This is a genomic window from Collinsella sp. OM08-14AT, assembly GCF_003438115.1.
GTDB lineage: Bacteria > Actinomycetota > Coriobacteriia > Coriobacteriales > Coriobacteriaceae > Collinsella.
The window spans coordinates 51,248-77,200 of record NZ_QSTE01000009.1; the positions used below are offsets into that span (position 1 = coordinate 51,248).

At 57.7% G+C, this 25,953-nt stretch carries 23 protein-coding genes and 2 tRNA genes; 14 read left to right on the forward strand and 11 right to left on the reverse strand.

Going from position 1 to position 25,953, the window contains the following annotated elements; all coding sequences use genetic code 11:
• Window positions 1–102: 102 nt before the first annotated feature.
• From DXC18_RS06280 to DXC18_RS06300, 5 genes are all read right to left on the reverse strand, one after another.
• Window positions 103–1,407 carry a tetratricopeptide repeat protein gene (locus DXC18_RS06280; protein ID WP_231500813.1) on the reverse strand — a complete coding sequence of 435 codons (1,305 nt, stop codon included), beginning with the start codon at window positions 1,405–1,407 and terminating at the stop codon, window positions 103–105.
• An 11-nt stretch (window positions 1,408–1,418) separates the two neighbouring features.
• Window positions 1,419–1,961, reverse strand: coding sequence for a peptidylprolyl isomerase (locus DXC18_RS06285; RefSeq protein WP_055249980.1), 543 nt, complete (start codon window positions 1,959–1,961; stop codon window positions 1,419–1,421).
• Between the two features lie 107 nt (window positions 1,962–2,068).
• Window positions 2,069–3,211, reverse strand: coding sequence for a zinc ribbon domain-containing protein (locus tag DXC18_RS06290; RefSeq protein ID WP_158551990.1), 1,143 nt, complete (start codon window positions 3,209–3,211; stop codon window positions 2,069–2,071).
• 103 nt (window positions 3,212–3,314) lie between these two features.
• Window positions 3,315–6,032: an HAD-IC family P-type ATPase gene (locus DXC18_RS06295; RefSeq protein ID WP_117716664.1), complete on the reverse strand. Its 2,718-nt coding sequence runs from the start codon at window positions 6,030–6,032 to the stop codon at window positions 3,315–3,317.
• Window positions 6,033–6,108: 76 nt separating this feature from the next.
• Window positions 6,109–6,185, reverse strand: a tRNA-Arg gene (locus DXC18_RS06300).
• Window positions 6,186–6,389: 204 nt separating this feature from the next.
• On the opposite strand from DXC18_RS06300, the gene aroF reads away from it, so the two are divergent.
• The 12 genes from aroF (at window position 6,390) to DXC18_RS06360 (ending at window position 18,941) form a co-directional block, all read left to right on the forward strand.
• Window positions 6,390–7,415, forward strand: a complete 1,026-nt coding sequence (aroF, locus tag DXC18_RS06305; RefSeq protein ID WP_117716665.1) for a 3-deoxy-7-phosphoheptulonate synthase — start codon at window positions 6,390–6,392, stop codon at window positions 7,413–7,415.
• Window positions 7,416–7,418: 3 nt separating this feature from the next.
• Complete coding sequence (locus tag DXC18_RS06310; RefSeq protein ID WP_117635289.1) at window positions 7,419–8,333, forward strand: prephenate dehydrogenase/arogenate dehydrogenase family protein; 915 nt, start codon at window positions 7,419–7,421, stop codon at window positions 8,331–8,333.
• Between the two features lie 36 nt (window positions 8,334–8,369).
• Window positions 8,370–9,476, forward strand: coding sequence for a 3-dehydroquinate synthase (gene aroB / locus DXC18_RS06315; RefSeq protein ID WP_117716666.1), 1,107 nt, complete (start codon window positions 8,370–8,372; stop codon window positions 9,474–9,476).
• Window positions 9,470–10,789, forward strand: coding sequence for a 3-phosphoshikimate 1-carboxyvinyltransferase (gene aroA / locus DXC18_RS06320; protein WP_117716667.1), 1,320 nt, complete (start codon window positions 9,470–9,472; stop codon window positions 10,787–10,789). Before aroB ends, aroA begins: the two co-directional genes overlap by 7 nt.
• Before the next feature lies 1 nt (window position 10,790).
• Window positions 10,791–11,888: a chorismate synthase gene (aroC, locus tag DXC18_RS06325; RefSeq protein WP_117716668.1), complete on the forward strand. Its 1,098-nt coding sequence runs from the start codon at window positions 10,791–10,793 to the stop codon at window positions 11,886–11,888.
• 53 nt (window positions 11,889–11,941) lie between these two features.
• Window positions 11,942–13,087, forward strand: a complete 1,146-nt coding sequence (gene pheA / locus DXC18_RS06330; protein ID WP_117716669.1) for a prephenate dehydratase — start codon at window positions 11,942–11,944, stop codon at window positions 13,085–13,087.
• Window positions 13,088–14,338 (forward strand): shikimate kinase, encoded by a 1,251-nt coding sequence (locus tag DXC18_RS06335; RefSeq protein ID WP_117716670.1) that lies wholly within the window; start codon window positions 13,088–13,090, stop codon window positions 14,336–14,338.
• Window positions 14,339–14,402: 64 nt separating this feature from the next.
• On the forward strand, window positions 14,403–14,840 hold the full coding sequence (aroQ, locus tag DXC18_RS06340; protein ID WP_117583259.1) for a type II 3-dehydroquinate dehydratase: 438 nt from the start codon (window positions 14,403–14,405) through the stop codon (window positions 14,838–14,840).
• Window positions 14,841–14,970: 130 nt separating this feature from the next.
• The gene (locus DXC18_RS06345) at window positions 14,971–15,420 is read left to right on the forward strand and encodes a DUF4869 domain-containing protein (RefSeq protein ID WP_117583260.1); all 450 of its coding nucleotides are present in this window, start codon (window positions 14,971–14,973) and stop codon (window positions 15,418–15,420) included.
• Window positions 15,420–16,421 (forward strand): hypothetical protein, encoded by a 1,002-nt coding sequence (locus DXC18_RS06350; protein WP_117716671.1) that lies wholly within the window; start codon window positions 15,420–15,422, stop codon window positions 16,419–16,421. Before DXC18_RS06345 ends, DXC18_RS06350 begins: the two co-directional genes overlap by 1 nt.
• Before the next feature lie 164 nt (window positions 16,422–16,585).
• Window positions 16,586–17,710 (forward strand): UDP-galactopyranose mutase, encoded by a 1,125-nt coding sequence (gene glf / locus DXC18_RS06355; protein WP_117716672.1) that lies wholly within the window; start codon window positions 16,586–16,588, stop codon window positions 17,708–17,710.
• A 121-nt stretch (window positions 17,711–17,831) separates the two neighbouring features.
• The gene (locus DXC18_RS06360) at window positions 17,832–18,941 is read left to right on the forward strand and encodes a phosphorylcholine transferase LicD (RefSeq protein WP_117716673.1); all 1,110 of its coding nucleotides are present in this window, start codon (window positions 17,832–17,834) and stop codon (window positions 18,939–18,941) included.
• A 46-nt stretch (window positions 18,942–18,987) separates the two neighbouring features.
• On the opposite strand, the gene tagD is transcribed toward DXC18_RS06360, so the two are convergent.
• The 4 genes from tagD to DXC18_RS06380 all read right to left on the reverse strand — a co-directional run bounded on the left by tagD (window position 18,988) and on the right by DXC18_RS06380 (window position 21,270).
• Window positions 18,988–19,524: a glycerol-3-phosphate cytidylyltransferase gene (gene tagD, locus DXC18_RS06365; protein WP_370445789.1), complete on the reverse strand. Its 537-nt coding sequence runs from the start codon at window positions 19,522–19,524 to the stop codon at window positions 18,988–18,990.
• Window positions 19,517–19,590: transfer RNA gene (locus tag DXC18_RS06370), tRNA-Arg, on the reverse strand. Before DXC18_RS06370 ends, tagD begins: the two co-directional genes overlap by 8 nt.
• 55 nt (window positions 19,591–19,645) lie before the next feature.
• Entirely contained in the window at window positions 19,646–20,413 is a 768-nt protein-coding gene (locus DXC18_RS06375) for an ABC transporter ATP-binding protein (protein ID WP_117629137.1), read from the reverse strand.
• A gap of 11 nt (window positions 20,414–20,424) precedes the next feature.
• Window positions 20,425–21,270 carry an ABC transporter permease gene (locus tag DXC18_RS06380; protein ID WP_233505646.1) on the reverse strand — a complete coding sequence of 282 codons (846 nt, stop codon included), beginning with the start codon at window positions 21,268–21,270 and terminating at the stop codon, window positions 20,425–20,427.
• A 161-nt stretch (window positions 21,271–21,431) separates the two neighbouring features.
• Here DXC18_RS06380 and DXC18_RS06385 point away from each other — a divergent pair, with 161 nt between their 5' ends.
• Together DXC18_RS06385 and DXC18_RS06390 are read left to right on the forward strand one after the other, a co-directional pair.
• Window positions 21,432–22,370 carry a glycosyltransferase family 2 protein gene (locus DXC18_RS06385; protein WP_233509029.1) on the forward strand — a complete coding sequence of 313 codons (939 nt, stop codon included), beginning with the start codon at window positions 21,432–21,434 and terminating at the stop codon, window positions 22,368–22,370.
• A gap of 7 nt (window positions 22,371–22,377) precedes the next feature.
• Window positions 22,378–23,328, forward strand: a complete 951-nt coding sequence (locus DXC18_RS06390) for an acyltransferase (protein WP_117716675.1) — start codon at window positions 22,378–22,380, stop codon at window positions 23,326–23,328.
• A 265-nt stretch (window positions 23,329–23,593) separates the two neighbouring features.
• Here the strand turns inward: DXC18_RS06390 and DXC18_RS06395 are convergent, their stop codons facing one another.
• On the reverse strand, window positions 23,594–24,772 hold the full coding sequence (locus tag DXC18_RS06395) for a glycosyltransferase (RefSeq protein WP_117716676.1): 1,179 nt from the start codon (window positions 24,770–24,772) through the stop codon (window positions 23,594–23,596).
• A 1-nt stretch (window position 24,773) separates the two neighbouring features.
• A complete protein-coding gene (locus DXC18_RS06400) occupies window positions 24,774–25,889 on the reverse strand; it encodes a glycosyltransferase (protein ID WP_158551993.1) in 1,116 nt (371 codons plus the stop codon).
• Window positions 25,890–25,953: the final 64 nt, after the last annotated feature.

Sequence of the window (25,953 nt, forward strand, 5' to 3'; positions counted from 1 at the left end):
GTGTTGGATGATTGCTGGAAAACTACTAGCTCATCATACTAGCGCAAGCCCGGCGCCTCACTTGCGGTGAAGCGCCGGGCAAAGCTAAATCCCATAAGGTCACTACTGGTTGTCAGCAGCCGAGAAATCCATATCAAGCGAAGAAACGGCCCAGCCGATATGGTTGTCGGAGCGCACGAATTTGACGGTGTACTCCTGCTCGCCGCCCTTGGACAGCGATGCCTTCACCTTGGCGGTCGTCTCGGTCATGGACTGATCCATGCCCTCGACGGACACGGTGGCACCCTGCGGAATCGAGGAGATGATCATCGACTTAGCGTCCTCGGACAGGCTCGAGGCCAGGCAAGACTCGGCCTTTGCGGCGTCACCGTCGCCGGCAGCCTGGAACAGATCGGTAACGACAGACTCCTGAGACGGGAAGCCGAAGCCGCGCGTGTAGGCAAAGCCCAGACCGCCCGCGGCGATCAAAATGAGCAGAAGCAGCACGATGAAGACTTTAAGACCCGTGTGGCGATGGCGACGACGGACCTTGGCCTGCTTACGATCCTGACGGTCCTGCTGGACCATCTCGGACTCGGACAGCGTAAAGAAGCCGGTGTCCGAGGGATCGGGCATAAACTGACCGGTCGCGCCCGTAGGATCGAGCGGATCGACGGCAGGAGCGTCCATCGCGGGCGCCGGAGCCGTGGCCATAGCCGTCTGGGCAGACAGCGCGGCAAGCGAATCGTGCACGCGGGCAAGCTCATCGGCCTGCTCGGAGGTGAGCTGGTAGATGCCATCGGCAGTAGCGGCGTTAAAGGCGTCGAGTGCGTCGGAGGGACGGCCGGCGGCAGAAAGCGCCTGACCCATGCCGGCGTTGAGCGCACGCGTGTCGTCGCGGGGGCCGGCAAAGTCGATAGCCGTGCGGTAGGTCTCCACGGCATCCGCCGGACGGCCGAGCTTAATGAAGCAACGACCGAGCTCGCCGAGTGCGGCGGCAGGAGCCGGATTGGCGCCGTCGATGGCAGCCTGACGGAAGGCGGTTCCTGCGTTGGCATAGTCGCCCGACTGGAACAGCGCATTGCCCAGGCCCAGATAGGCCTTGAACGGCGTGGCATAGGAAGCATCCTGCGTAGCAGCAGAGAACGCCTGAGCGGCCGTCGTGTAGTCGCCCACGGCGGCAAGCGCCTTGCCGCGGTTGGTGAGCAGCGCGCCGCGCTTGCCGTAGGTGCCGTCGTTGAGGGCGGCGGCATAGGCCTCGGCGGCCTCGGCATACATGCCCAGGTGCATCAAGGCGTTGCCACGAAGGTGATCTGCCTCGCCCATAATCTCATCGGGAGTCTTTGCCGCCCCAAGCATCTGGGCTGCAGCGGAAAAATCACCCGCGCGGTAAGCGGCGCGGCCCTGTTGGATCAGCTGGCTATTCAAGGAAGTCCCCTTTACTCGTGAACGATCTCGACATGGACGATCTCGTCGCCGGCACGCAGCTGCGAAATCACATCGAGACCCTCGACCGTGGTACCAAAGACGGTGTAACCGGAATCGAGGTTATGCTGGGCGCCCAGGCAGAAGTAGAACTGCGAACCCGCGGAATCGGGGTCCATGGAGCGTGCCATGGCAAGGGCGCCATCGACATGGCTGTTGCGCGGATTGGTGGCGAACTCGCCCTTGATGCAGTAGCCGGGGCCACCGGTACCGGGCATGCCGTCGGGGCCCTCAAGACCGGCGGCGACGTCGGCGCCGGACATGTCGCGGGTATTGGGGTCGCCACCTTGGATAACAAAACCGGGCACATAGCGATGGAACTTAAGGCCATCATAGAAACCCATCGTGGAAAGCTCGCAGAAGTTCGCGACATGAATGGGAGCGCCCTCGCCGTCAAACTTGACCTTGATGGTACCCTTCGACGTCTCGATTACGGCGCACTCGTCGCCGACAAGCTGATACTCGGGCGTGTAGAGCTCTTTCTTAAAACCAAACATGTGGTTCCTTCCTCGTGCGTTTAAAGCATATTTGTACGAATTGTAGCAATAAGCACGGGCTTACATCAATTGCGTACGTAGGTTATGCCGACTATGGCGAACTAGTTTTAGGAACGCTGCTGCGGCTTCCAGGAACCCACATTGGCATCGTACTGGTTCAGCGCGCTATTGCCGCCCTGCGCGATGGGCGCCAGGATCTCGCTTTGGTGGGAACTCATCGACTCGCCATCGGGAATGGCCAGCGAAATATCCCAGCTCTGGCAGATCACGTCGACGCGCTCATACATCCACTCGGCAAGCTGCTTTAAGTGGGCGATGTCATCCGCATAGACCGAATCGTCCTGGTACTTAAGGTTGTTGAGCTCATCTTGCGTCTTTTTGATCTGGTCGCGCAGGGCGTAGGCACTCTGCGACAGCTCCTGACGGGTGGACAGCGGCGTTCGGAGATAGCCGTTGTTAAAGGAATCGATGACCTCGCCGATCTGGTCTTCGTCAGCGTAGGACACGATGGTCTGATACAGACCGTCGAGCCTGGTATAGAGCTGATCATCGGTGAGCACGGTTTCTTCCTGGACCACCTCGGCAGAATCGCCCTGCTTGGTATCGTCCTCAGTCGCCTCGCCCTTTTGGCGCGTGGGGAAGGTGGTTTGTGCAGCTTGGCCAAACTGGTCGTAGAAGTCGGGCATAACACCCATGGGATCGGTCGTCACGAACCAATAGGCACCGCCGCAAACGACGGCAAGGACCGCGATGACGATAAGCGGCTTGGGAATATGACGCTTGTGCTTGTGATAGGCGTCCTCGTCGGGGTGCACCTTGCGCTTGGGTTTTTGAGCATCGTCATGCAGGGAAACGGGCATGGGAATATCGACCTTGGGGATACCGAAATCCTTATCGAAAGCCGGCAGCACGCAGGTCTCATTGGGGTCGGCGGCGTCCGAAAGCACCGCAGCGGCAGAGGCCGGCGCATGCGGCACCTCGGTATCGATCTGCTCTTGCGTTAGGCGCGGAAAGCCCGCCGTGCGGCCCGCTGCCAGGTCGGATGCGGCCGCGTCCTCGGAGAGGATACCCGGAGCGGGGCGTCCGCATTTTGGGCACGTACGATCATGCGGAGAAAGACGGGCACCGCAGCCCTCACAGAACACGAACTCGGTGTGCTCCGGACCATCGCCCGGACCCACATAGGCGTTGCAGTAGGGGCAGAACGAGGCGCCGTCCTCGATAGTCTTAAGGCAATGCGGACAGATCACGGCATCCTCTTTTCGAAGCAATTCAAACAATCGAGGTTAGAGCATAACATCGCCACGGCCCCACAGGAGCAAGGCACCAATTCAACATCGCCAGGGCGCGTAGTTACTTCTTCTTTTTGCTCGGCATCGAGACTTTGATGCCTTGGGCGGACTTGGTTACGCGAGAGCGCTTGGCTCCGCTACCCTTCTTTTTCTTGGGCTGGGCCTGGGCCACGCCCTCGAGTGCGCGGACCTCGGCCTCGCGAACGGTGCGAGCTTCGCGGCGCTGTGCCATGTCGGCGGCGACGCGCTTGGCAAAACGCTCCGCCGTCGAACCCGTCGAGCTCACCTTGCCGCCACCGCGACCCAGGCGGACGCGAACACCGCGGCCAAAACCAGTTGCGGCATGACGACGACGCGGCTTGAGCGAATCCATCATCGTGGCGAGCTTAAAAAACACCGAGCAGGTAAAGACCACGACGGCAGCCAAGATAACCATCTGGCCCATTGTCAGGTTGGCAATAGACAGCAGCTCCGGGAATCCGATAACGCCCACCAGGATGCCGGCGACTACAAACACAAAGAGCACCACACGTAAGGGCGTGAGAGGCTGCGAGATGCGCCAGATCAGGCTGACGCTCGCCGCGCACGACGTAAGCAGGCACATCGTAGACAGCGTGAGCTGGCTAAAGCCAAACACCCGCGCCACAAAGATATCGAGCGCCGCAGCCAAAATGACCGCAATCGACGCCGGCAGTGCCCGCTTGAGCACGTTCGTCAGGAACGATCCCTTCACGCGAGCATTGTTGGGCTCCAGGCCCAACACAAAGCCCGGCGCGCCAATACAGAAGAAGTTAATGAGCGTCATCTGGATGGGCTCGAAGGGGTACGGCGGCAGCGCGATGCACAGCGCCGCCAAGCCCATCGAGAACAGCGTTTTGGTCAGGAACAGCGCCGCGGAGCGCTGCAGGTTGTTGATGGAGCGACGGCCCTCGGCCACCACGGCGGGCATCGAGGCAAAGTCGTTGTCGACGAGTACGATCTCGGCCACGTTACGCGCGGCGTCGGAGCCAGCCGCCATGGCGACGGAGCAGTCAGCCTCCTTGAGCGCTAGCACATCGTTAACGCCGTCGCCCGTCATGGCCACGGTGTGCTCGCGGCGCTTGAGTGCCTGCACGAGCTCGCGCTTCTGCTGCGGGGTCACACGACCAAAGACATGGTAGCGGTCCACTGCGGCATCGAGCTTGGCCGGCGTATCGAGCGTCGTGGCGTCCACATAAGCGTCCGCCCCCGGCACGCCCACCACGCGCGCAATCGACGACACCGTACGCGGGTCGTCGCCACTGATCACGTTGAGGGTCACGCCCTGCTCGTTAAAGTACCCGATGGTCTCGGCGGCCGAGGTGCGGATCTCGTCGCGAATGGTCACAAAGCCCACGGGCTCGGCCTCGCCCACCATATCGCCATCGGGCGTAAAGCCGTCCACGCAGGCCACCACAAGCACGCGGCAGGTGTCGGCAAGTTCGGCCACGCGGTTCTCGACCTGCGAAAAGGCGCGCTCTGAAAGCACAAATTGCGCCGCGCCCATCACATAGGAGCCCTGCGCAAACGAGGCACCGCTCCACTTTTTGGACGACGAGAACGGAATGACCGACAGCGGCTCAGACACCTCGACCGGGCGGTCGGCGTAGTAGTTGAGCAGCGCCTGGCAGGTCTCGTTGGCATCGGCCGAGGTCGCACGTGCGACGTTAGCCAGCGCAAAATCGAGCACCGTGGTATCGACGGGAACGGCGGCGTCGCCCTCCCCCGCACCCATACCCTCGACCGGCAGCGGATAGGTACCCTCGACCTCCATGCGGCCCGACGTGATGGTGCCCGTCTTGTCCAGGCACAGCACGTCGACGCGCGCGATCGTCTCAATGCAGTAGAGCTGCTGCGCGAGTACCTTGCGGCGGGCCAGGCGCACCGTGGCGATGGCGAGCACCGACGAGGTCAGCAGCACCAGGCCTTGCGGGATCATGCCCAGCAGGGCGCCCACCGTGGACAGCAGCGCCGACGAAGGCACATGACCAGCCAACAGCTCGGAGAAGCACCACGAAAGCGCGCTATCGCCCGGGGTTCCCGCGGCATCCCACAGCTCGCTCACACTCGAGGCAAACAACGCCAAACCGAGCGGGATCATGATGATGCTCGCAAAGCGCACGATGGCGTTAAGCGCGTTCATGATCTCGGAATTGACCTTTTTGACGTACTTCGCCTCGTTATTAATTTTGGCCACGTAGTTGTCGGCGCCGACATGGATCACGCGGGCGCGCAGCAAGCCCGAGTCGATAAAGCTGCCGCTCATGAGCTCGGAACCGGGCTGTTTCTTAATGAGGTCGCTCTCACCCGTCAGCAGGCTCTCGTTCACGAGCGCCTCGCCCGAAACCACCACGGCGTCAGCGGGAATCTGGTCGCCGCGCCCCAGGCGGATGATATCGTCGAGCACGATCTGGTCCAGGTCGAGCTCCACCTCGGCGCCGTCGCGCACCGCAATGGCCTTCTTGGAGGTCAGCAGCGTGAGCTTATCGACCATCTTCTTGGAACGCATGGACTGGATGACGCCGATGGCGGTATTGAGAAACACCACGAACAGGAACGTCAGATTCTTAAACGAACCGGTCAAAATGACTAGGAACGCCAAAATCACGTTGATCAAATTGAACAGCGTGCAGAGGTTCTCGATGATGAGCTCTTTGACCGACTTGGTCTTGAGCTCCATGTTGCGGTTGATCTTACCGGCGGCGATGCGCTCCTCGACCTCGGCGGTCGAGAGTCCGCGCTCGATATCCGTTGCTGCCATACCACGTCCCATCACGTCGCGTCGGTATAAGAAAAACCGCCCGGACCATGCGAGGTTCGGACGGTCTCACGTTCGATGGTGCCCCATGTTGGATTCGAACCAACGGCCTTCTGCTCCGGAGGCAGACGCTCTAATCCCCTGAGCTAATAGGGCCAACGTTTGGCATTATACCCAAGTGCACCACGGGCTATCAAAATAAAAGAAAAAGCTTTGCAATTCCGGGGAAGACGCGGCGCAACGGCTCACTTTAGAAGGCAAAAGCGAATCAGATAGTATAAACTCTCATGCACCATATATACACGGCTCGCGATGCGGGCCGTTTTTGCAAGGGTTATCCATCGAGGTGAGAGGCACACCATGATTGCAATTTTAAAGCAGAGCGCCAGCGACGAGGCCGTCAGCCATATCGTCAGCTGGATTGAGAAAAAGGGCCTGAAGACCGACGTCTCGCGCGGCGAGAACGAGACGATCATCGGCCTGGTGGGCGATACGACCAAGATCGACCCATTCCTGCTCGAGTCCATGGACGTCGTCGAGCGCGTGCAGCGCGTCTCCGAGCCGTTCAAGCGCGCCAACCGCAAGTTCCACCCCGAGGACTCCGTCATCGACTGCGGCCACGGCGTCAAGATCGGCGGCGACCAGTTCCAGGTCATCGCCGGCCCGTGCTCCGTCGAGGGCGAGAACCTCATCCGCATCGCCCGCCGCGTGAAGGCAGCCGGCGCCACGATGCTGCGCGGCGGCGCCTACAAGCCCCGCACTTCCCCGTACGCCTACCAGGGCATGGGCCCCGCCGGTCTGGACCTGCTGTGCGAGGCATCCGCCGAGCTCGACATGCCGATCGTCACCGAGATCATGGACCCGCGCGACGTGCAGGTCTTCCTCGACAAGAAGATTGACGTCATGCAGATTGGCGCTCGCAACGCCCAGAATTTCCCCCTGCTCAAGGAGGTCGGCAAGACGCAGACCCCGGTTCTGCTCAAGCGCGGCATGTCCGGCACCGTCGACGAGCTGCTCATGGCTGCCGAGTACATCATGAGCGAGGGCAACGACAACGTCATCCTGTGTGAGCGCGGTATCCGCACCTTCGAGACCCGCACCCGCAACACCTTCGACCTCAACGCCGTGCCGGTGCTCCACCACCTGTCGCACCTGCCCGTCGTTGCCGACCCCAGCCACGCCACCGGCTACACCCGCTACGTTGAGCCTATGGCGCTCGCGGCGACCGCCTGCGGCGCCAACGGTCTGGAGATCGAGGTCCACGACGACCCGAGCCATGCTTGGTCCGACGGCGCTCAGGCCCTCACCCCCGACCAGTTCGACGACACCATGCGCCGCATCCGCGCCATCCGCGAGGTCGTCTGCCAAGAGACCGTTCAGGAGTAGCCCATGGGCACGGTGAGAAACGCACGCGTTAACCAGGGTGGCCCCAAGTGCGCCGGCATCGTGGGCCTGGGCCTCATCGGCGGCAGTTTTGCCCGCGGCTATGCGCAGGCGGGCGTCCGTGTGCTGGCCTGGGACCCCGATGACGACGTCATGACGGCCGCCAGCATGGGCACCGTTGCCGGCGAGCTCAACGACGAGACGCTCGGCGAGTGCGACATCATCGTCCTGGCATGCTACCCCGAGGCCTGCATCGAGTGGCTCGAGGCGCACGCCCAGGCACTCGCCGACGCCACCGACACCGAGGCCATCATGGGCCCCGTGGTGATCGACACCGTAGGCGTCAAGGGCATCGTGTGCGAGCGCGCCTTTGAGCTTGCCCGCGAGCACGGTTTTTACTTTGTGGGCGCGCACCCCATGGCGGGCACGCAGTTCTCGGGCTACGCGCATTCCCGCGCCGACCTGTTCCAGGACGCACCGCTCGTGCTTGTACCGCCCGCAGTGGACGACGCACTCAAGCTGGAGCTTTTGGGCCAGGTGCGCGAGATGGTACGTCCCCTGGGCTTTGGCAAGTTCAGCGTAACGAGCGCCGCCGAGCACGACCGCGTCATCGCCTTTACGAGCCAGCTCGCGCACGTCGTCTCCAACGCCTATGTTAAGAGCCCGACCGCTCAGGTCCACCACGGCTTTTCGGCCGGCAGCTACCGCGACCTCACCCGCGTGGCACACCTCAATCCTCAGATGTGGTCCGAGCTCATGATCGACGACGCCGATGCGCTCGCCTTCGAGATCGACCATCTGATCGAATCGCTTGGCGCCTACAGCCGCGCCCTTAAGGACCGCGACCAGCGCTATCTGGAGAATCTCCTTGCCGAGGGCGACCGCATTAAGCGCGCGCTCGACGACGAGGCCTCCCACTAGACCACCCATCACGCCAGGTCGAAAGGACCGAAGCTTATGGCGATTACTATCGATATCGACACCGCACGCCCCTACCAGGTGCATGTGGGCACGTTTTTGCTGGAGCAGGCAGGTCCGCTCGTCCGCACCACCGCCGGCGGCACCCGCGCCGTCATCGTGACGGACACCAACGTGGGCCCGCTCTATCAGATGCCCGTTAAGCAAAGCCTGGAGGCGTCAGGCTACGAGGTGAGCATCTGCACCTTCGAAGCCGGCGAGGCCCATAAGCGCGCCGAAACCTATGTTGCCATTTTGGAGTTTGTGGCCGAGCACGAGCTTTCGCGCTCCGACGTGATCGTGGCACTCGGCGGCGGTGTCGTGGGCGACGTGGCGGGCTTTGTGGCCGCCACCTACATGCGCGGCTGCAAGTTTGTGCAGATCCCGACGAGCCTGCTCGCCATGGTGGATTCGTCGGTGGGCGGCAAGACCGCCATCGACCTGGCTGCCGGCAAGAACTTGGCCGGCGCCTTTTGGCAGCCAAGCGTGGTTATCGCCGACGTGGGATGCCTGGCGACCCTCACGCCCGAGCAGTTCGCTGACGGCTGCGGCGAGGTCGTCAAGCACGCCGTGATCGCCGACCCGGAGCTCTTCGCCGAGCTGGAGAAGACCCCGCTCACGCTGGAGCTGCTCAACCGCGACGTGGCCCGCGTAGCGCTCATCATCGCCCGCAATATCGACATCAAGCGCGCCGTGGTCGTCGCCGACGAGCGCGAAACCAACCAGCGCAAGCTCCTCAACTTTGGACACAGCGCCGGACACGCCGTCGAGGCCTGCGAGCACTTTGAGCTCGGACACGGCAACTGTGTGTCGATCGGCATGGGCATCATCACGCGCGCCGCGGCCCTGCACGGCGTTTGCGATGCCGCACTGCCCGGTCGTATTGAGGAACTCTGCGCCCGTCATGGCCTCACGACCCGCTGTGACCTAGATGCCGATACCGTCTTTGCCGAGGCGCTCCACGACAAGAAGCGCGCGGGCGACACCATCGACCTGGTGATTCCGCACGGCATTGGCCGCTGCAGCATCGACCGCACACCGCTTTCCACTTTCCACGAACTCATTGCCGAGGGCCTCGGCCAGAAGGGAGACGCATCCGCATGCTAGCCCGCATCACCCCGTCCCCGCTCAAGGGCACCGTTCCCGCCATCGCGTCCAAGTCGATGGCGCATCGCCTGATCATCTGCGCTGCGCTTGCCAACGGCGAGACGCACGTCACCTGCAACACCACCTGCGCCGACATCGAGGCCACGGTGCGCTGCCTTACGGCACTGGGTGCTCGCATCGAGACCGTCGAGGACGGCTTCCAGGTCCACCCCACCATGAAGAGTGTTGAGTTTGGCCTGCTCAAGGCCCTTGCCGGCGGCACGCTTGACTGCGGTGAAAGCGGCTCCACGCTCCGCTTTATGTTGCCCGTCGCCTGCGCGCTGGGCGCAGAAGCAACTTTTGTGGGTCAGGGACGCTTGGGCGCCCGCCCACTCTCCCCGCTCTCGGACGAGATCATCGCCGCCGGCTGCGACCTGCAGGGTCTGGGCGGTTTTCCGCTCAAGACGAGCGGACGCATGCGCCCGGGCACTTTTGTGCTTCCGGGCAACGTGAGCTCGCAGTATATCTCCGGCCTGCTGCTGGCAGCCCCGCTGCTGGCCCAGCCCTCCTGCGTGCAGGTATGCGGCCTTATCGAAAGCCGCCCCTACATCAACCTGACGATACAGGCCATGAAGGCCTTTGGCGTCGAGGTCAACGTCGAGCGCATTCCGGCCAAGGACGGCCAGCCCGAGGTCACGAACTTCCGCGTGAGCAGTGGCTCGTACCGCACGCCCGGCAGCGTGGCCGTCGAGGGCGACTGGTCCAACGCCGCCTTTTGGCTGTGCGCCGGCGCCATCGGTACCGACCCAATCACCGTCGAGGGCGTGTCGCTAAGCTCCGCACAGGGCGACCGTAACGTGCTTGCCGCGCTTTCGCGCTTTGGCGCCCGCATCGTGCGCTCCACCAACGCCGCCACCGTGCAGTCCGACAAGCTCGCCGGCTTTGAGATGAGTGCCCACGACATTCCGGACCTGGTGCCCGTCATCTCGGCCGTGGCCTCGCTGGCACAGGGCCGCACCTTTATCCGCGATTGTGCCCGTCTGCGCATCAAGGAATCCGACCGCTTGGTCACCACCACCCGCGAGCTCACCGCGCTGGGCGCGCAGGTGCGCATTGCCGGCGACGACCTCATCATCAAGGGCGTCGACGCCTTTACCGGCGGCGAGGTCGATTCGCACAACGACCATCGCATCGCCATGATGGCCGCTATCGCCGCGAGCCGCGCCACCGGCGAGGTCGTGATCCACGGTGCCGAGGCCGTCAACAAGTCCTATCCCGATTTCTTCGACCACTACCGCCTGCTGGGCGGCAAGGTCACACTCGAGGAGGAATAGCATGTCCTCGACCTTTGGCAACGTCTTGCACTTAAGCATCTTCGGCCAGTCGCACTCCCCCGCCATCGGCTGCTCCCTCGATGGCATCCCGGCGGGCATCGCTGTTGACCAGGAGCGGCTGCAGGCCTTCCTTGACCGTCGTGCCCCCGGTCGCGACGAGACCGCGACCAAACGCCGCGAGGCCGACGCCGCCCACATCATCGCCGGTGTGGTCGATGGACATACCACGGGAGCACCCATCGCCGCGATTATCGAGAACACCAACACGCGCTCCAAAGACTATTCCGAGCTGCGCCGCAAGCCCCGCCCCGGACACGCGGATTTTCCGGCGCGCGTGAAGTATCACAACATGCACGATGTCGCTGGTGGCGGACACTTCTCCGGCCGCCTGACGGCGCCCTTATGCATCGCGGGCAGCATCGCGCTGCAGGCGCTCGAGGCCCGCGGCATTAACGTGATGGCGCACGTGGCGCAGATCGGTGGCATCTCCGACCTGCCCATGGACGACATGGTCTATCGCGAGGCCGACCGCAAGGCGATCCTTTCGAACGACCTGCCGTGCATTGACGCCGCCGCTGCCGGTCGCATGCGCGAGGAAATTCTGGCCGCGCGCGACGAACTCGACAGTATCGGCGGCATCGTGGAGTGCGGCATCTACGGCCTACCTGCGGGCATCGGCGACCCCATGTTCGACGGCATCGAGAACCGCATCGCGCAAATCGCGTTTGGCATCCCCGCCGTAAAGGGCGTGGAGTTTGGCATGGGCTTTGCCGTCGCCGCCATGCGCGGCAGCGAGAACAACGACCCGTATCGTATCGATGCCGAGAACGACAAGATCGAAGTCGAGTCCAATAACGCCGGCGGCATCTTAGGCGGCATCTCCACCGGTGCACCCGTCATGTGGCGCATGGCCGTAAAGCCGACGCCCTCCATTGGTCGCGAGCAGCAAACGGTGGACATGGACGCCATGGAAAATGCCGGGCTCTCGGTCCACGGCCGTCACGATCCCTGCATCGTCCCGCGCGCTGTCCCCGTTGCCGAAGCAGCAGCTGCCCTCGCGATTTGGGACGCCCTCCTCGAGGACGCAGGCCAGCTCTAACCCGACTCACCTGAGTTGCCCGTCAACTCTGCCATTACGTGAAAGGGGCCTCCATGGACCTTGCCGATATTCGCCAGACCATCGATGGCATCGACACCACGCTCCTCAGCAGCTTTGTCGAGCGTATGGACATTGCCACCGAGGTCGCCAAATCAAAGATCGAGATGGGCAAGGCCGTCTTCGACCCCGCCCGCGAGCGCTCCAAACTCAACGACCTCGCCAGCCGCGCGCCCGAACGCTACGAGGCGCAGACCATCACCCTGTTCCGTCTCCTCATGAGCATGAGCAAGGCCGAGCAGCAGCGATACATCAACGAGCTCAAGGGCATCACCGTCTCGCAAAAGGCCCACGCCACGGCTGCAGCCTTTGACACACCCTTCCCCCAGACGGCCACCGTCGCCTGCCAGGGCGTCGAAGGCGCCTACAGCCAGATCGCCGCGTGCAAGCTCTTCGACGTGCCCGATATTGCGTTCTTCGAGACCTTCGAGGGCGTCATGCGCGCTGTGCGCGACGGCTTCTGCGAGTTTGGCGTGCTGCCCATCGAGAACTCCACCGCCGGCTCGGTCAACGCCGTCTACGACCTGCTCGCCCAGTTCGACTTCCACATCGTGCGCTCGCTTCGCCTCAAGATCGACCACAACTTGCTCGTCAAGCCCGGCACCAAGCTCCAGGACGTGCACGAGGTCTACAGCCATGGCCAAGCCATTGCCCAGTGCGCCGGCTTTATCGAGGCTCACGACCTGCACGCCACCAAGTACCCCAACACAGCCATGTCGGCCGAGATGGTCGCCAACTCCGAGCGAGGCGACGTTGCCGCCATCGCCTCGCGCAGCTGTGCCACGCTGTATGGCCTGGAGGTACTCGAGCCCAACATCCAGGACTCGGACAACAACTACACGCGCTTTGTCGTCATCAGCCGCGAGCCGCGCGTCTACCCCGGCGCCAACCGCACCTCGCTCATGATCACCACGGCCAACGAGCCGGGCGCGCTCTATCGCGTACTCGAGCGCTTCTACGCGCTCAATATCAACCTCATCAAGCTCGAGAGCCGTCCCATCCCCGGCCGTGACTTTGAGTTTATGTTCTACTTTGACTTGGACTGCCCCTTTGGCAGCAAGGCCCTCGACGACCTGCTCGACTCGATCGACGACGTATGCGAGAGTTTCACCTACTTTGGCAGCTACACGGAGGTGCTCTAGATGACCGATACCGCCGCAACCCGTCCCTACGGCGTGCTGGGCCGCGTGCTGGGCCACAGCTACACCCCGACCATCTACAAAGAGCTCGCGGGGCTCGAGTACGTACGATTTGAGCGCGAGCCCGAGGATCTTGAGGCCTTTATGACAGGCGACGAATGGGAGGGCACCAACGTGACCATCCCCTACAAGCGCGCCGTCATGGAATACCTGGACGAGTTGAGTCCGCTCGCCGAGCGCATGGGCAACGTCAACACCATCACGCGCCTGCCCGACGGCCGCCTGCGCGGCGACAACACCGACTACTTTGGCTTCCAATGCCTGGTCGAGGAGCTAGGCGTAGAGGTTGCCGGTAAGAAGGCCCTCGTGCTCGGCGCCACCGGCGGTGCCGGCACCACGGCCAGCATGGTGCTCGACGACCTGGGCGCCATCGTCGTACCCGTGGGTCGCACGAGCGAGGTCAATTACGACAACATCGCGCAGCAGTCCGATGCCGCGCTGCTCGTCAACTGCACGCCCGCCGGCATGTTCCCCCACTGCCCCGGCGCTCCCTGCACACTCGAAGGACTCGATGCGCTCGAGGGCGTCATCGACATCGTCTACAACCCCGCCCGTACGGGTCTGATGCTCGAGGCCGAGCGCCACGGCATCCCCTGCATCGGCGGCCTGCTCATGCTTGTTGCCCAGGCGGCACAAGCTGTCGAGCGCTACACCGGCCAAGCCACCCCGCGCGAGCGCATCCTGGATGTGACGGAGCGGCTGTCCCACCGCGAGCAGAACATTGCCCTGATCGGCATGCCGGGTTCGGGCAAGACCCGTGTGGGCGAGCAGATCGCCCAGCTCACGGGTCGCGAGCACATCGACTTGGACGCCGCGCTTGAGGAGCGCCTGGGGATGCCCTGCGCCGACTTTATCGTCGAGCGCGGCGAGGCGGCCTTCCGCGAGCAGGAGACGGCGGTGCTGGCCGGCATCTCCAAGTGCAGCGGCCTGGTGCTTTCCACGGGCGGCGGCGTGGTCACGCGCGACGAGAACTACCCGCTACTGCACCAGAACAGCCAGATCGTGATGCTCAACCGCAAGCTCGACGAACTCGCCCACAAGGGACGCCCCATCACCGCCCGCGATGGTATCGACAAGCTGGCCGAGCAGCGCATGCCGCGCTACCGCGCCTGGGCCGACTACATCATCGACTCGCGCGACTGCGCCGCCAACACCGCCCAAACCCTCCTCGACACCCTCCCACCCGCTCTCTAATCAAAACCACCACAAAGGGGACAGGCAACTTTGTGGTGGTTTTCCAATCGCAAAGGAAGCAACCATGAAAGCACTCGTCATCAACGGCCCCAACCTCAACATGCTCGGCATTCGCGAGCCGGGCATCTATGGCAGCGACAACTACGACCGTTTAGTGCAGATCTGCCAGGAAGCGGGCGCCGCACAGGGCTTCGACGAGGTCGAGGTCTTCCAGTCCAACCACGAGGGCAGCATCGTCGACAAGATTCAGGAGGCTTACGGGAAGGTCGACGGCATCGTCATCAACCCGGCGGCATACACGCACACGAGCGTCGCGATCCTCGACGCCCTCAAGGCCGTCGCCATCCCTGCCGTCGAGGTCCACATCAGCGCCGTCGAGACCCGCGAGGACTTCCGTCAGGTGAGCTACGCCCGCCTGGCCTGCTTCGCCACCATCACCGGCGAAGGCCTCCAAGGCTACGCTCACGCGTTAGAGCTGCTGAAAGAGCGTCTCGAAAAGTAGCCTCGCGAGCAAATCCATCAACGCGATTCGCACGCCAATAATGCCAGTGCCGCCAGCAGCAACCTCACTACTGGCGGCACTTTATTACTGGCATATAATCGTTGCAGTCACAAAACGTCTGGAGACGCTCATGTTAAGCATCCATCTGGGAGATTACCCCCGTTCCATCTACGATACCGAAACCTATTTTAGGAACTCATACCTGGATTCCTGGTTCGAGGACCCTATGGCAGCGCAGATGATTAAAGGCGTTGACGGTTCAGAGCTCATCGGCCCCCACAACATCATCAGCAAACAGCTCGGTTCGATTACGCCCCTCGAGCTTTCCGGCGGCGTTAAAACGCTACTTCTGGTGCGCAATCTCCCAAACATGGTGTTCAATGCATCCACTTGCGGAGATAACTGCGCCCGCTGGCTGCTCAAAATTGGCAAAGAACAGGATGTGCTGGTAACCCTTTACCACATCATGAAATTCCCCTGGAAGCATTTTGAGATTCGCATTAATAACGATGGCCGCATCGTTAGAAACATGCAGGAGTTTGTCGGCGCCACGAATGACTTTTTGGATGTTGATGAGTAATGAAGGGAACACACACTGTTGTCGTGGAGCGCGCAAAAGTCAAATACACGCTCACCTTTAAACGCAATATTTCCTTCATCCGTGGCAACAGCGGCACGGGCAAAACGACGCTCATCTCGATGATTCGCGACTACAACGACCGAGGACCGGAAAGCGGCGTTGCACTTAGCTCCGACGTGCCTTGCGAAACGCTTTCCGGCAGACGCTGGGAGCGCGAGCTGTCGATCATCGAAGATTCAATCGTCTTTCTAGATGAGGGCAACGAGTTTATCTACTCAAAGGGCTTCGCCAAAGCCGTAAACGGCTCATCCAACTATTTTGTCCTGATATCTCGTCGAGACGCCAGCGAACTCCCCTACAGTGTCAACGAAATCCTAAAGCTGGTAAACACCACGAGTAAAACAATCAATGGCCGAAAGAGCGATAAACGCTTCTACTCGGTAACAAAACCGATATACAGCCACACGGCAAGCATGCTATATCAGGACCTAAATGTTGGATTCGAAATACCCGATGCCGTGGTTGTGGAGGACAGCAAGTCTGGTTATCAGTTTTACAACGCTCTTTGCAAACGGCTCGGAATCCCCTGCTATACGGCCACCGGCGTTGCGAATCTAAAACGTACGATTCACGAATGCCCCGAGCAAAACGTTCTTGCCATAGGAGACGGCGCAGCGTTTGGTCCCTACATCGAAAAAGTGCTCGGACAGCGCGTTTACAAGAACGTTCGCCTATTCCTCCCGGAATCGTTTGAGTGGACACTCCTGCGCTCCGAGCTCATACCCAGCAGCGACATTCCCAAAATCCTCGAGGACCCCTCAAGCTATATCGAAAGTCGCGATTATTTAAGCTGGGAGCGGTTCTTCACCGATGTGCTGGTCAAATACTCAGCAGACACTCGCTACGCTTACAAAAAGGCGCGACTCAACGAGCAGTACCTAAAGCCGCAGGCAATGAATGCCGTATCGAAAGTCTTACCGGAGTGTTTGAAGACGAATTAGCAGATTCTTTAAATCATCTAGAAACCGGGGCTATGCACATGAGCTGAAGCTGCTGAAAGAAAGCCTACAACACGCCTGGTACACTAATCCTTGGAACAGAATTATCAGGTTTATTTGTCCCAAATCTTAAGTAACTGTTTGATTACATACAAAGGAGCACATCCATGTCCCAGTACGATTACCTCGTCGTCGGCGCCGGCCTCTCTGGCGCCGTCTTCGCCAATGCCGCCAGGCGCGCCGGCAAGTCGGTCCTGGTCATCGACCGCCGCGATCACATCGCCGGCAACGTCTACACCGAGGACGTCGAGGGCATTCAGGTCCACCGCTACGGCGCGCACATCTTCCACACCTCCATGAAGGACGTCTGGGACTACGTCAACCGCTTCGCCGAGTTCAACAACTACGTCAACTCGCCGGTAGCCAACTTCCACGGCAACATGTACAACATGCCCTTCAACATGAACACCTTCGCCAAGATGTGGCCGGGCGTCGTCACGCCGGCGGACGCCCGCGCCAAGATCGCCGAGCAGGTGGCCGCCGAGAACATCGGCGAGCCGCAGAATCTTGAAGAACAGGCGCTGTCGCTCGTCGGCCGCGACATCTTCGAGACGCTCGTGAAGGGCTACACCGAGAAGCAGTGGGGCCGCGACTGCAAGGACCTGCCCGCGAGCATCATCAAGCGCCTCCCCTGCCGCTTCACCTACGACAACAACTACTTCAACGACCGCTACCAGGGCATCCCAATGGGCGGCTACACCAAGATGGTCGCCAACATGCTCGAGGGCGTCGAGGTGCGCTGCGGCGTGGAGTACAAGGAGCTGGCCGCCGTCGAGCCCGGTATCGCCGCCAGGACGATCTACTGCGGCCCCATCGACGCGTTCTACGACTTCAAGCTGGGCACGCTCGAGTACCGCAGCCTGCGCTTCGAGACCGAGACGCTCGAAGAGGCCGACCACCAGGGCGTGGCCGTGGTCAACTACACCGAGCGCGAGGTCCCCTACACGCGCATCATCGAGCACAAGCACTTCGAGTTCGGAACGCAGGACAAGACCGTCATCACGCGCGAGTACCCGGCCGACTGGAAGCCCGGCGACGAGCCCTACTACCCCATCAACGACGCCAAGAACGAGGCCCTCTACAGGCAGTACGAGGAGCTGGCGGCACAGGAGGGCGACGTGATCTTCGCCGGACGCCTGGGCGGCTACAAGTACTACGACATGGACAAGGCCATCGCCGCCGCCTTCGAGCTCGTCCGCAACGAGCTGGGCGCGGAGCCCACGGAGGCGTAAAGGACAAGAGACCCAAAGTCACTACTAGATGACTCTATAGACTGGCGAAGAGGTTACGACTTTACTAGCCAATCATCGCTCGGATTGCTCAAAAAGATAATTCAATTGAAAGGAGTATCCAATGCTCAGCATTATCAAACAATTTTTGCCAGCATCATCCAGATCGCTTCACGCTATGCATGACGACATTAATAGGCTGCAAGAAGAGCTAGATAGAATTTATCATCGCATTGAAGTCGCCGACAGCGGCATCAACATGAACATCAACTACAAGTTCGACAATATGGCAATTCCAATTATTGAGTCGATTGCGCAGAACCTCGATGCCCACGACGAGCATATGAAAATGTTTGCGTGGGAAGAATATAAACGACCGGAAGAAACTATCCAAGAGGCAAAGGAGCGTTTCTTTAAAGATCTCCCCAAAGCAACTGGCGGATTAAGACTTTTGCAGCTTGGATGCGGAAAACTGTTGGAGGAATTCAACACTCTCTGCAAAGAGAACGACATTAAGTATTGGATTAACTTCGGAACACTTATCGGAGCCATTAGACATCAAGGATTTATTCCCTGGGACGATGATACCGACCTTGGAATCATGCGCGATGATCTAAAAAAGCTATGCAACATCGTTGAAAATGACAACCGCTATAAAATTTCAATTGCTTACGACCGGTTTGTCCACTGTCGACAAGTTAGATTTCTTTACAACGACGAAAACATACCCTGTTTTCTGGATTTGTTCATTTATGACTGGGCTCCGTCAACTGACAACAAATTCGCCGAAGAACAGCGAAAACTCCGTGTTCAAATGGTCGAAGAAATGGAGTCAGACAGAATGCTGGCATTCTGGCATGACGAGCCTTATTACTCGGGCGAGAACAATAGCCTGATTCAGAAGCATTACGACCGATGCCTCGAAAAGTCCAAAGCGGCCGGAATCATATCCGATAAGGAGCACGCCAAGGGCATCATGTGGGCTATCGACAACCTTGATGATGGAAAGCAGAAACAATGGGTCTACCCCATTGCGGACCTCTTTCCCACTAAAGCCATAGCGTTTGAGGGCACACAGCTCGAGGAGCCGAATAACCCCGATTTATTCCTCTGGAGCCGCTATGGGGATATCTACGAGCTTCCAAATGACATTAACAGCCACTTCCAACACGTCAATCATAGCGAGCTGGAAAATGGGTCCTCAAATCTTACCATGAAACGTCTGCTTGATTAATGATAAAAAATCGCCCCGTGTTTACCATGCAATACACGGGGCAATTTTAGTGAGCAAGCTTGCCCTTTACCTCAGTAGTCGAAATTCCAGGAGTTCGATTCAAGTAGACAACATCGCAAATATCTTTCAATGATTCAAAGCGAGGGTCGCCAGCCCAATCGCCTCCCATGCACACAACATCAGCGTGATACATCTTTATGTCCCGAGGCTTTTGATCCCAATTGTCTTCTGGAATTACCAAGTCAACATAACGCAGCGCTTCAAGCATCTCACGTCGCACATCATAGGAATAGAAACTCTTTTTCCCTTTTAGAGCATTGAATTCATCAGTTGAGAGCCCAACGATAAGATAGTCGCCGAGCTTAGATGCCTGTTGAAGAAGGCGAATGTGGCCATAATGAAGAAGATCAAACGTTCCGTACGTAAGTACTCGTTTTAAGGAATGGCGATCGTCTGCACCAGATAAACCGGTCTCAAGAAGATCGGAATTTGCCTCAATACGAACAGACGAAAATGTGCCCATCACAAACTCCATAAAAGAAGAGCCGTCGGTTTGACGGCTCGATAAATACAGGTGCTCCATGGCGGATTCGAACCGTCGACCTTGGGATTAGAAGTCCCCTGCTCTATCCGACTGAGCTAATGGAGCATAAAGCCATGCAAGCACGCCAATAGCGTGTCTACACAGCAAAACAAATTATAACCTACTTAAACTGGTCGTGGTATGCCTTGCACACCTCATCGACGGGACCATCCATGCGCAGGTCGCCTTTCTCGATCCAAACCGCACGCTGGCAAATGCGTTCAACCTGCTCCATGGAGTGAGAAACAAACAACACACTTACATCACCGCTCTCAATAAAATGCTGAATACGACGCTCGCATTTCTGCTGGAAGAACACGTCGCCAACAGAAAGCGTCTCATCAACAATAAGGATATCGGGCTCGGTAATAGTAGCGATAGCAAAGGCAATACGAGCAACCATGCCCGAAGAGAAGTTCTTGAGCGGCATGTCGACAAAGTCTTTAAGCTCGGCGAACTCGATGATGTCATCGAAGCTCGCGTCAATAAACTCCTTGGTATAACCAAGCAGAGCGCCGTTAAGGTAGATATTCTCGCGTGCTGTAAGCTCGGGATCAAAGCCGGCGCCCAGCTCGATGAGCGGGGCGATGTTGCCGTGAACCTTAACCTCGCCCTCACTGGGCTCCAGAACGCCGGCAATGATCTTAAGCATCGTAGACTTGCCGGAACCGTTGGTACCAACCAGACCGACAACCTCGCCACGATGAACATTAAAGGAGATGTGCTTAAGCGCGCGGAACTCTTCAAAGAAGAGCTCGTGCTTTGCAAGCTTAATAAAGTATTCCTTGAGGTTCGTCAAAGACTCAGACGCCATATTGAAGATCATAGTGACGTCTTTAACCTCAACAGCAAGAGGCTGCTTGCTGTAATCAACCGTAGTCGCAGACATAACAGCGCTCCTTAAATATAGAGAATAAACTTGTGCTCGGTCTTATGGAACACGGCGTAACCAACAACTAAAGCAAAAACGGCCCAGAACACGCAAAATCCTAGCGTTAACATGGAAGGCGTCGTGTTAAACAAGAATATATCGCGCATGAACTGCAGGTAGTTGTACATGGGATTCACAACAACCAACACCTGAATCCAATGGGCCATCTGGCTAATGTAATCGGTGGTCCAGAAAATAGGCGTCAGGTACATCCACGCGGTGATAACGACGGTCCACAGGTGCATAACATCACGGAAAAATACGGCAAGCGCCGAGAGCATCATGCCCAAGCCCATGCAAAAGCACATAAGCAAAAACAGGCAAACCGGCAGCAAGATTAAATGCCAGGTAGGAAGAACATGGAACCACAGCATAACCAGCGCGACGGCAACCAGAGAGAAGGCAAAGTTAACGAGCGAGAACAGCACCTTCTGAACCGGGAACACCCAGCGGTGCACCTTAACCTTTTTAAGCAAGGACGACGCCGCGATGATGGACATGAGTGCCTGGTTCGTCGACTCGGACATAACCGAGAACGTAATGTTGCCGACAATCAGGTACAGCGGATACATCTCGGGCGTTATGGAACCATTGCGGCTCTGACCAAAAATGGTCGAGAACACAATGGACATGACGACCATCATAAGAAGTGGATTGAGTACCGACCACGCAACACCCAAAACGCTGCGACGATACTTAATCTTAAAATCCTTAGTGACAAGCTGCCTCAGGATGTATTTGTCTTTTTCGAAATCATTTTTAGCGTGAGAGGCCGGCTTAGCCACCGCTTTCTGACTATCTACGCTGTCAGTCACGGACCATCTCCTTGTCTCGTAATTCATAACAGTGGAAAGTATAGCCTTCAAAGACGGCAACTAACCCAGCGATGTAAATCTGGAAAAGTACGCCATATCAAATACAGGCATCTGACGGCAGGTATACTAACAACCCGTAATAAGTTATGGGGGCATTCATCTTGGACTATACAAACACAGCGGTTATCATTCCCTGCTATAACGAGGCCGTCACCATAGGTAAAGTCATAGACGATTTCCACCGCGAACTCCCCGGAGCCACGGTTTACGTCTACGACAACAACTCAACCGATGGGACGTCCCAGATTGCCTTGGAGCACGGCGCCACGGTGCGGCTCGAACCGCGCCAGGGAAAGGGCAACGTGTGCCGTCAGATGTTCCGCGACATCGACGCAGGCTGCTACCTCATGGTCGACGGCGACGACACGTATCCCGCCGAAGCAGCCCGAGCGCTCTGCGACCCTATCCTTGCGGGAGAGGCGGATATGACCGTGGGCGACCGCCTCTCCAACGGCACTTACACCGAGGAGAACAAGCGCGCCTTCCACGGTTTCGGGAACAACCTGGTCCGCGCCATGATCAAGTGGATCTACGGTTACAGCTTCGAAGACGTCATGACGGGGTACCGCGCCATGTGCCAGCCGTTTGTCAAGACGTTCCCCGTCCTGAGCGAAGGCTTCCAGATCGAGACCGAGCTCTCCATCCACGCCGTCGATCACCGTTGGCGAATTAAGGATGTCCCGGTGGAGTACCGGGACCGCCCCGCCGGTTCAGTGTCCAAGCTCGACACGGTCGGCGACGGCATCAAGGTCATCGCCATGATCGTCACGCTCTTCAAGGACTACCGCCCGCTCAAGTTCTTCAGCCTCGTCGCCCTGCTCTTCGCAGTCATAGGGCTAGCGCTCGGCATACCGATTATTGTTGATTACTACCACACCGGATTGGTGCCCCGATTCCCCACCGCCATACTCGCCGCATCATTCATGTTCCTATGTGGCCTCAGCCTGGCGACGGGCCTTATCCTTGATTCGGTCGCCAAGGTCGAAAAGAAGCAGTGGGAGCTACAGGTATATCGGGCACGCTGCAACGAAAGCGAGTAAGCACTTTATGGGCAAGGTAAAACGCCTAACAAACTGGGATCTTCTAAGAACGCTCTCGATGTTTTTAGTTGTTGTCGTTCACATCGCACCACTGCTGGGCAGTTTTCGGAACATTAACGCCAGCTTGATAGCAAGCACTGCTGCTTTCATTTGCGACCCAGTCTTCTTCTGTCTGTCGGGCTATTTCGCGCTGAAGCCACTTAGGAAGAGCTACAAAGATTACCTCTTCGGAAAAGCTCTATCGCTATTGCTTCCCATCTTTGTGTATGCAGGACTTTTATATGCATACAAAGTGGTGACCGGCTCGACTCAGGATACTAACTTCATCAGATACACGAGTGGCCTGGTCCAAGGCGGCTGGTGGTTTGTTCCAGCGCTCATTCCATGTATTATTATTGCGCCAGCATTGGCAAAAATGTTCGAAGCACTCGATGACCGTACCTGCAAAATTGCCCTGTTCGTAACCTTAGGAATCTACGCATGGGGCGGACTATCATGCGCAGCAAACTCTTTGCTCATAAACTCTCAGCATATAACCCTTGCAGCAGCCGTAAGCATGTTTCAGCGCATCATACCGCGATCGCTGCTTGGGGGAACGTATTTCACGTTCTTTTGCTTGGGGTATTTCGTTAAGCGTGTAACGCCATTATTAGACAGGCGGGAAACTAGGTTTATTAAGTCAATAGGTATTCTTTTTTTCATCTTCGATATTGTGAGCGCATATTTTGGTTTCGAAAGGTCCGATCCGAGTTTTAACTGGGTAATCGTGACCGTTGCAATATTTGTTGCGTTTGATGGCATCAAGCTACACTCGCAAACGTTCTCGAACATCATTGAGTGGACTGCAAAAAGATCCTATTCAATTTATCTCTTGCAATACGCAACGATTGAGCTTGCCACATCTGTTATCTATAACGGCGTACTAGATGGCGGATATTCGACGCTTTTGGCCACTTAGGATAGCCACATGGATATTGGCGACAGCGCTGGCCTACGGACTGGCGCTAGCGGTGGCATCGGTCGTGGACCCCTTCATCATTGGGCCCATCCAGGTAAAGCTTAAACAGTATCGTTAGAATACCGCATGCTAGGCCGTTTAAGAGTGAACAGAGTTTCATAGCAACTTACATGATAAAAGGGTGGTCGGGATTAACATCCCGACCACCCTCCTTTAGAGCTTCAATAGCCGCAATTCGCGAACAGCACCATTACCGTAAAACGAATTATGAGCGAGATTTAAGCGCCTCAATCGCCTCGGAGATAGAAGGCGCATCCTCAAATAAGCCATCCTTCATGTCCTCCGTGGACGAAACGCCGCAGGCGGTAAGAAGAAAAGATTTAGCTCGATCGATCAGCATAAACACCGCCGCCTTATATCCCTTTAGTTGAGCGACAAATGAATATACGCTAGATGCACCAAACGAAACAGGACCGTCTTGGGCAAGTAGCTGTTGATAGAACTTTAGGATTCTATCGCTTGCCAGCAACTGTCCAATATCATCAATCGTCAAATACTTCGAAAGTACGCGCTGCAACCCTTGCAGCAATTCCTCTCGATCTGCCTGATTCTTGATATTAAGCAGATCGAACACGAGGAAATCAGCAACGAATAGCAGCATAGAGCGGCCCGACTCGCCTTCGAGTCTCCCCTGCTTATCCCAATCCGCCATGATGCAATCAACAACCTGCAGATGCTTCTGAAGGCGCAGCTTCTCATCTTGTGCCATCAAACACATTGCCGAATCCTTGCGGGACAGACGATAGTCATACAACGAGTCAGAAAGCAGCTTTGTGCGAGAAGACCTTCCTAACGTGGCAAACGAAAACACCTGGTCCTCGCCAAGGGTCAGACCAACAGGAAAATAGAGCCCATGATCGCGCAAGAAAGAAAGACGATAAGCTCCATTCCAGGGAAACGGCCTAGTCTTAGCATAAAAGACGAGCTTATCGCTGTAGCCGAAATACTCTTCATCATCTAATGACAACGTCGACGTAAGCCACGGATTGGAAAGCTCGATCGGAAAGGGATCGGCGGAGAACTTTAAGATATCCACCTGGCTGTCATTGTCGAAGGCCTGGCGAACGACATCACAGGCATTAGGCTTAAGCAAGTCATCGGCATCGACAAAAAGGATAATCTCGCCACGAGCCTTATCGATACCAAAGTTTCTAGCAGCGGAAACTCCCCGGTTAACTTCGTGATAGATAGCAAATCGAGAATCGCGAGCGGCATACAAGTCGAGCAGCTCGCCCGACCCATCTGTGGATCCATCATCAACACAGATAATCTCGATATTGTTGTATGACTGAGCCGCAATCGAGTCGAGGGTATCCAGTAAGTAGCCGCCGACGTTATAAACAGGGACAACGATCGACAGCAACGGGCAATATAAATCAGACATATTAACGGCGGAGCTTTCTCTTCATCATACGAGCCACCATAGAGAAGCCGCCAGCAGCAAAATACTCGCGAAACGTATTGAGCTTACCGGAGCCCGTAAGCGAATACTGGACCTTAAGAAGATCGGCGTTCTCGGCAAAATCCTTTACACGAGCAAACTCACCAGGATTAAAGCCGTAGCGGTCAAACGGAGCTTCGGCACAAATAATGTTATTCGCCTGCAACTCGTCAGCCATTTCAGTAGAAAAGACGCTAATAAAATCGCGACGAAGTTCAGGCGCCAGCCTGTTAAGGTTCCAATCGTAGTTATAGAACTTCACTTTGGCACGAATGGGATCAAGCGCCGGCTTAAGATCAGGGCGGTCCTCATTTAGGAAGCGCGACATCTCATGATGCTCATCGCAAACACAAAACACCTTGCCCGGATTGTTCACCGAAGAATGTTCATTATCCTGACGATAGTGCAGGAACGCCTTTCCCGAATACATTGCGCGCCGTGCACAGGCAAGGACCTTAAAGGTGAAGCTCGTGTCCTGGAAGGACGCTCCTGGAGTAGGAAGAAACGAGATGTTATTGGAAGACAGAAAGTCCTTACGATACAGCGCAGACCAAATGGAAGGCTTGGCCCAGAATGCGTCGGGCGCATCGATGGGCTTATGTACGCCCATGCCGATCAGCTCTTGACTCATCGCGGGAAAATAGACGTCATGACGATTAAGCCTTGAACTATCGCGAGACGACCAATAGAGCCAGAAATTGCATTTAAAAAGATCGAGCTCGTTGTCCTCGGCCTGCTGAACCATAAACTCAAGCGCATCGGCATCCAAGAAATCGTCGGACTCAAGAATAGAAATATACTTACCCTTGGCGATTTCAAGACCACGATTCATGGAGTCGCCGTAGCCGGAATTTGTCTTATTGATAACAACGAAGCGGGGGTCTTGCGAAGCGTATTTATTAGTGATGCCCAACGAAGAATCCGTAGAACCATCATTAATGCAAATGATTTCGATATCTTTGAGAGTCTGATTCTGCAGAGAACTAAGACACTCATCGAGATATTTCTCGACATTGCAAATGGGAACGAGAATCGAAACAAGCGGATGGTTTTGCAACACAATGACTCCAATACAAGCCCGACACGCATGGTATGTAACAGACAATTAGTTGATTATATCAAAT